This is a genomic window from Priestia sp. P5_B4 (assembly GCF_056400385.1).
In genome coordinates this window covers 1-5,637 of the sequence record NZ_JBFULJ010000209.1, presented here as the reverse complement: position 1 = coordinate 5,637, position 5,637 = coordinate 1, and the positions used below count along the sequence as shown (strand labels likewise).

Sequence of the window (5,637 nt, the reverse complement as noted above, 5' to 3'; positions counted from 1 at the left end):
AGCGTATACATAACTCGGTGCCACAAAAGCACGAAAGTAACCCGCAATAGGCTTTAACTGATTTTCAATGACTAAATAGTGCTGATAAGTACCGCCTGTGGCGATGAACCCCATTACTTTAGTTCGGAAAACCTGAGGATGTATTAAATCAAATACATTCTTAAGAGCACCGGTGATTGATCCTTGGAAGATAGGTGAACCAATTACATAAAAATCAGCGCTAGAGATAATTTCAATGACTTTTTTAGTATCTTCTGAATAAGCAGAGGGATCGCGGCCATCACAAAATTGGATAGTGTAATCTCGTAAATCTAAAAATTCAATTTCGATATCTGGATGCTGCAATTTAGCTTCTTCTAATACTTGTTGAACAACAGCGCCTGTTTTAGAACCTATAATCGTGCCTGATATGCCTAATAACTTCATTTTCACTTTCCTCCTTTTAAAGAAGCCTTATACTTAGCTTCAAACACTAATGTTTTTATACATATTCCTTTTGCAAAGACCACCCTAATAAATCATTTGATTGGTCAATTGCGCCTTGCTGGATTAGCTGGCGAATTCTAGTAGAAGAAATTCTTGTTCCTTCTGCACAACAGACAGGCGGGATGATATCTACGAGAAAGTGCTTTGCCAGCAGCTTAATATCTCCTTCTCTATTTCGGCCGAAACGAAAATCGTTGCCTACTATGATTTCCGATGGATTAAGCTTTTTTAAGTTACTGATAAAATCGATTGATGGCCGCTTAGCGTATAACTCATCAAAATGGATGATAACTGCGTAGTCTACTCCTAACTCTGCTATTAGATGTACCTTTTGATCAATAGGCGTTAACACTTGATCTTGTTGAAAATGAAAGCGAGGAGGAGGATCAAATGTATAAACAACGCTAGGTACCTTTAACGCTTTGCTTCGAGTTACAGCTTGCTTAATCACTGCTTGATGTCCTTGATGCACGCCATCAAATGCACCTATAGCTATTACTGATGCTGGTAAAGTTAGTATTCCATCCTCATACCGCTGCATCTTTACACCTCCCTTATTAAGAACGTCATGAACCTAGACTCTGTATCTATTAACAAAGTTCATTTTTAGATAAAAAGAGTATGGGTATCAGCTGTTTGTGAATTCTTTCTTTTTAACTTCTGTATTTAAAGCAGCATCTACCATGGCAAATGAATGGCTGCGCTTGTAGCTATTGTAGAAAATAGCTCTTTTACGGATTGGATCTCCTGTATAGTATCGCTCGTATTGTAGTAACCTTTGGCCAAATGCTTCTCCACATAAATCCCACGCTAATTTAAATAACTGAACACGATCTATAGCAGGCACTCCTTCTCGGCCTCCATAATAACGATTTAAATCCTCTCTTAATTCAAGATTTTCAAAATCCGCTCCTGTAGGAGACATAAGCAAGCCGCCTGCACCAATTGTTTGCATGACTTCAATAGCACGAGGGTACATTTTAGGAAGCAATCCACGAATTGTTTCTAAAGCCGTTTCGTTTGGAAGAGCTTCTCCTTTTTCATTAATCGTATACTCATACTCTGATGTTCGAAGCAAAGCCCTAATGGATTCTACTGACTGTATCAACTCCCCTAAGCTCTCTTGAACGTTTAGATATCCGTCTACACCAATTGCATCCGCTACTTTACAAGCTACTTCCGTTGCAAATTGAAGTTTAACTAATCCTCTTACGCCAGATTGATGTGCCGGTTGCTGAGCGATTCCTGTTTTAGGATAAAGAAGATTGGCAGCTTCAATATTGTTATATAAAAACACTCGGTTCCAAGGAATCAGCACATCGTTAAAAATCAAGACTGCATCCATCTCTTCAAATCGAGAGGCTAGCGGATGATCAAACACTGATCTTGTTCCGTCTTGCATAGCTTCTCGGCAAAGAATTCGAAGTCCCGGTGTATCAATCGGCAGCGCAAAAGCAAGTGCATAACGTTCATCGCCAGGTTTAAACCCTGGGAACGAATAAACAATCACTTCATCGGTAATAGGTGAAAGTGTAGCTAGCATTTTAGCTCCTTTTACAACAAGTCCATCCGGCGTTTCTTTGACAGCACCTAAATGAGTAAAGAGGTCTTGCTGTTCATGGGAAGCTTTGCTTCGGTCGTTCTGCGGGTTGATAATAGCATGAGTTAAAAACAAGTCATTATCACGAATATAACGGTAATAATCTCTTATATTTTTGCCCCATTGTTCATTGTAATGATCTAGGAAACTAGCATTATGAAATAAAGAAGTGACTACCACATTTAAGAAATCCGGTGTTCTTCCCATCAGTCCAAAGGTAGCTTTTGCAAATGCTTCAAACACCTCTCGGCGAGCTACTAAGTCTTCGTAACTTTTAGGAATTAAGAAGGCATTTGATATTCTCTCACCTGTTTCTTCGCAAATATGAGTAATTTTCTCTTGGTAAGCTGGGTCATGCTGCATATCGTACAACTTCGCAATTTCTAAAATAGGCTGTTGAAACACCTTTTCTTCAAATACATTTGTAATTTTTCTGCCCCCTAACCAAATTTCTGGCTGGCGTGATTTTAATGCATCAATATATTGAGCACCTGTACGAATCCCCATATTTGTTCATCCCCTTAAGGTTTAATAGTAATTAATTGAATTATAGTATCTGATTTTTTTCAGGGGTGTAGTCTCGTTAACATTTTTTTGGAGTTTTTTATTTTTGGAATAGACGGAGCAGCTCAAATAAGAAATTTATATTATTGCATTTACGCATTTTTCGCTTTAAGATATTGTAGAGAGCGTAACGTTTTTATAAAAATATTGGCTTATTAAAAAAGAGAGCAAATAAAGCGCACATTATTGTAAGCGCTTACTTATTTTGTTTTTTATAGCAACGTAAATAAAATGCCCTACCCTATAGTGTGTTACTTGATCTTACAATTGTCTTTTCAATTTTTTAGGCGTATCTTATATTTTGGTTAAGGAGTGAGTATCATGGCTATTCTCTTCAATCATGAAAATAATTTCAAAAACTACTTAATGTACGGAAAAAGGCAATATATGAAACAAAAAAATGTGGTATATGAACAAGGAGACATAGGAGAAGGATTTTATTACTTGGACAGTGGATTAATTAAAGTCCATACCTCTACCCCATTAGGGAAAGAACGCGTGTTAAACATTGTATTGCCAGGTCAATTGTTGGGAGTCCAAGCAATGGACCAACAAGCTCATTTCACTACTGCAACTACGGTAAAAGATTCCGTACTATATTATTTTAGTTATGACGATTTTAAAAAGCTTATAACTATTCACCCGCCTATACTAAACCTTATTACAAAGAGTATTATTCAAAAAATGCATATCTTAGCTGAACAAATTAATTTACATACGTTAACTACTGAGCAGCAAATCGCCGCTGTGCTTTTAAACATCTATCATGACTTTAAAAACTATGAAATTCCTTTAACACAAAAGGACTTAGCAACGTGTACCGGTTTAACAAGGATTACGGTTTATAAAACGTTAAAAAAATGGAAAGAGAAAAAACTAATAGATAGTAAAAACAAAAGATTTCTAATTAAGAACCCGGATCTGTTAAAAAACTATCTCTTTCAGTGATAAACGCTTTGGTCACGTTATCAAAGTAAGGAATAATGCTCGATGCAGTAAATGTTTCTGTACGTTTAAAATACACGTTTATAGAAAGGTGATTAAATGGTAAACCTTCGATACATATGGCGTCCCTTTTTAAAGTATGGACAGATGATAAAATTAGAAGAAAACACCACAATCTATTATCAAGGAGAAGTTGGTAAAGGATTTTATTATTTAGATAAAGGCAGTGTAAAGATTACTCTCTTAACTGAGAAGGGAGCAGAACGTACGGTTAACTATGTTCCTGAAGGGATGTTATTAGGGGAAAACGGTATTAATAAAGAGCCTTATTTAACAACGGCCGTAACCACAGCTCCATCCGTTTTATATTACTTTACTAATGAAACAACGTTAAAAATATACGAGGAGGAACCGAAAGCAGTCATTCTCTTTACAAATTCTCTTCTCTATAAGTTTAGATTACTAGCAGAAATTATTACGTTTCTTAATCTCCCCGTTGAACAACAGATGGCTCATTATTTATTAAAGCTCGTAAAAGAAAATGAGGAATTTCCCTTTAACCAAACATCCTTTGCCCGCTACGTTGGGACTTCCCGCATTACGGTAAATAAAATCATTCAAAAATGGAGTAAAGAAAAATTGATTGAGCTATCTAATCAAAATATCTATATTAAAAACATCAATAMACTTAAAGAAATAAGAGACCAAAACAGCAAAAATATAGGCGATTTAGATATGCTAATGCTGCCCTTAATGTGATTATAAATACACTTATGATACTGTTTCGCACATAGAAGGTATGGAGAAAAATACAGCGTAAGTGAAAATATAATTAAATAAAAAAAGAAGTTACCTTGTGGTAGCTTCTTTCACTAAAAGAGGAGTCTATTTATTCTAAGGTTAACCTTATATCACAAATCATGTTTTTCAGGGTACTACTACGATTTATTGTATTTTATCCGTACCTCTGTTTAAAAGTTCAATTAAAATCGCCTTTCCCTATATACATATGCCTTTATTTCAAAGTTACGGTTAATTCTCTTTCTGTAAAAACTTGTTTAGCAATAAAAATGGCATTTAACACTCTAGGAAAGCCAGTGTATGGAATACAGTGAGTAATGGCTTCTACTATTTCATGTGGTGTGAGACCTACATTAAGCGCAGCATTAATATGAACATTTAATTGTGGTTCACACCCTCCTTGTGTCGTGAGCGAGCTTATTGTAACTAGTTGTTTTTGCTGTAGGTTAAGTCCTTCTCTTGTATAAATATCTCCAAAGGCAAATTCAATGACATATTTCCCAATGTCAGGAGCAATGTCTTTTAATGATTCAATTACTCGTTTCCCACCCTCTCCATCTACTTCCATTAACGTTTTCCAACCATTTTCGTAACGTTCATTCATCAACTGAATCTCTCCTTACAACTGAGTTATTTTATTTACAAGTTAGATATTACGCTTTAGAGCGCGCTCTAAAGCAAGCATTTTATTTCTTATGTTATAATAATTAATATGGAAAATTTATTCAGTATTCAACAAGTAGCAAGTATGACCGGTCTTTCTACACATACTTTGCGTTATTACGAAAAAATTGGATTAATAAAAAATGTGCAAAGAGACCAAACTGGATATCGGCAATATACAGATTTTGATCTAGCTTGGATTCAGTTTTTAATTCGTTTACGTGTTACAGGAATGCCTATGCTTAAAATGAAGCAGTTTTCTGATTTACGACAGGAAGGAGAGTCTACTATTACGGCAAGAAAGGAATTGTTAGAAGAACATTATAAAGATGTCTTAGGCAAAATAGAGGAACTAGAGTTGAATTCGCATAGAATTGAAGAAAAAATTGCGCACTATAAAAAATTAGAGACAGTGGAGAACCAACAATCTTAATAACTATAAAAAAGACCTTGAAACACACCTGTCAAGGTCTTTTTTATAGTACCTAATATAACATTAAACAAAAAACGCTGAATTTATATATGTAGCAGATTTGAAATATTCCCACCTAAAACTCTGTCTGCAACTTCTCCGCTAG

7 protein-coding genes are annotated in these 5,637 nt (G+C 35.4%); 3 read left to right on the top strand and 4 right to left on the bottom strand.

Features of this window, described 5'->3' with window-relative positions:
• The 3 genes from AC1DRF_RS15500 to AC1DRF_RS15490 all read right to left on the bottom strand — a co-directional run.
• Positions 1-426 (bottom strand): NADPH-dependent FMN reductase (locus AC1DRF_RS15500; protein ID WP_477741086.1); only part of this gene is annotated, 426 nt, incomplete at its 3' end.
• 55 nt (positions 427-481) lie between these two features.
• The gene (locus AC1DRF_RS15495; RefSeq protein ID WP_016765058.1) at positions 482-1,027 is read right to left on the bottom strand and encodes an FAD synthetase family protein; all 546 of its coding nucleotides are present in this window, start codon (positions 1,025-1,027) and stop codon (positions 482-484) included.
• Between the two features lie 87 nt (positions 1,028-1,114).
• Positions 1,115-2,593 carry a 4-hydroxyphenylacetate 3-hydroxylase family protein gene (locus AC1DRF_RS15490; protein ID WP_427077074.1) on the bottom strand — a complete coding sequence of 493 codons (1,479 nt, stop codon included), beginning with the start codon at positions 2,591-2,593 and terminating at the stop codon, positions 1,115-1,117.
• Between the two features lie 375 nt (positions 2,594-2,968).
• Here AC1DRF_RS15490 and AC1DRF_RS15485 point away from each other — a divergent pair, with 375 nt between their 5' ends.
• Both AC1DRF_RS15485 and AC1DRF_RS15480 read left to right on the top strand, forming a co-directional pair.
• Positions 2,969-3,598, top strand: coding sequence for a Crp/Fnr family transcriptional regulator (locus AC1DRF_RS15485; RefSeq protein WP_080781669.1), 630 nt, complete (start codon positions 2,969-2,971; stop codon positions 3,596-3,598).
• A 96-nt stretch (positions 3,599-3,694) separates the two neighbouring features.
• Positions 3,695-4,354 (top strand): Crp/Fnr family transcriptional regulator, encoded by a 660-nt coding sequence (locus tag AC1DRF_RS15480; RefSeq protein ID WP_477741085.1) that lies wholly within the window; start codon positions 3,695-3,697, stop codon positions 4,352-4,354.
• Positions 4,355-4,610: 256 nt separating this feature from the next.
• On the opposite strand, the gene AC1DRF_RS15475 is transcribed toward AC1DRF_RS15480, so the two are convergent.
• Complete coding sequence (locus tag AC1DRF_RS15475; protein WP_013058286.1) at positions 4,611-5,000, bottom strand: carboxymuconolactone decarboxylase family protein; 390 nt, start codon at positions 4,998-5,000, stop codon at positions 4,611-4,613.
• Positions 5,001-5,108: 108 nt separating this feature from the next.
• Between AC1DRF_RS15475 and AC1DRF_RS15470 the strand changes: the two genes are divergently transcribed.
• Positions 5,109-5,492 (top strand): MerR family transcriptional regulator, encoded by a 384-nt coding sequence (locus AC1DRF_RS15470; protein WP_230185500.1) that lies wholly within the window; start codon positions 5,109-5,111, stop codon positions 5,490-5,492.
• Positions 5,493-5,637: the final 145 nt, after the last annotated feature.

Excerpts from the sequence above, each read along its gene's own strand:
- AC1DRF_RS15495 (WP_016765058.1), bottom strand. The coding sequence starts at position 1,027 with ATGCAGCGGTATGAGGATGGAATACTAACTTTACCAGCATCAGTAATA.
- AC1DRF_RS15490 (WP_427077074.1), bottom strand. The coding sequence starts at position 2,593 with ATGGGGATTCGTACAGGTGCTCAATATATTGATGCATTAAAATCACGC.
- AC1DRF_RS15475 (WP_013058286.1), bottom strand. The coding sequence starts at position 5,000 with ATGAATGAACGTTACGAAAATGGTTGGAAAACGTTAATGGAAGTAGAT.
- AC1DRF_RS15470 (WP_230185500.1), top strand. The coding sequence starts at position 5,109 with ATGGAAAATTTATTCAGTATTCAACAAGTAGCAAGTATGACCGGTCTT.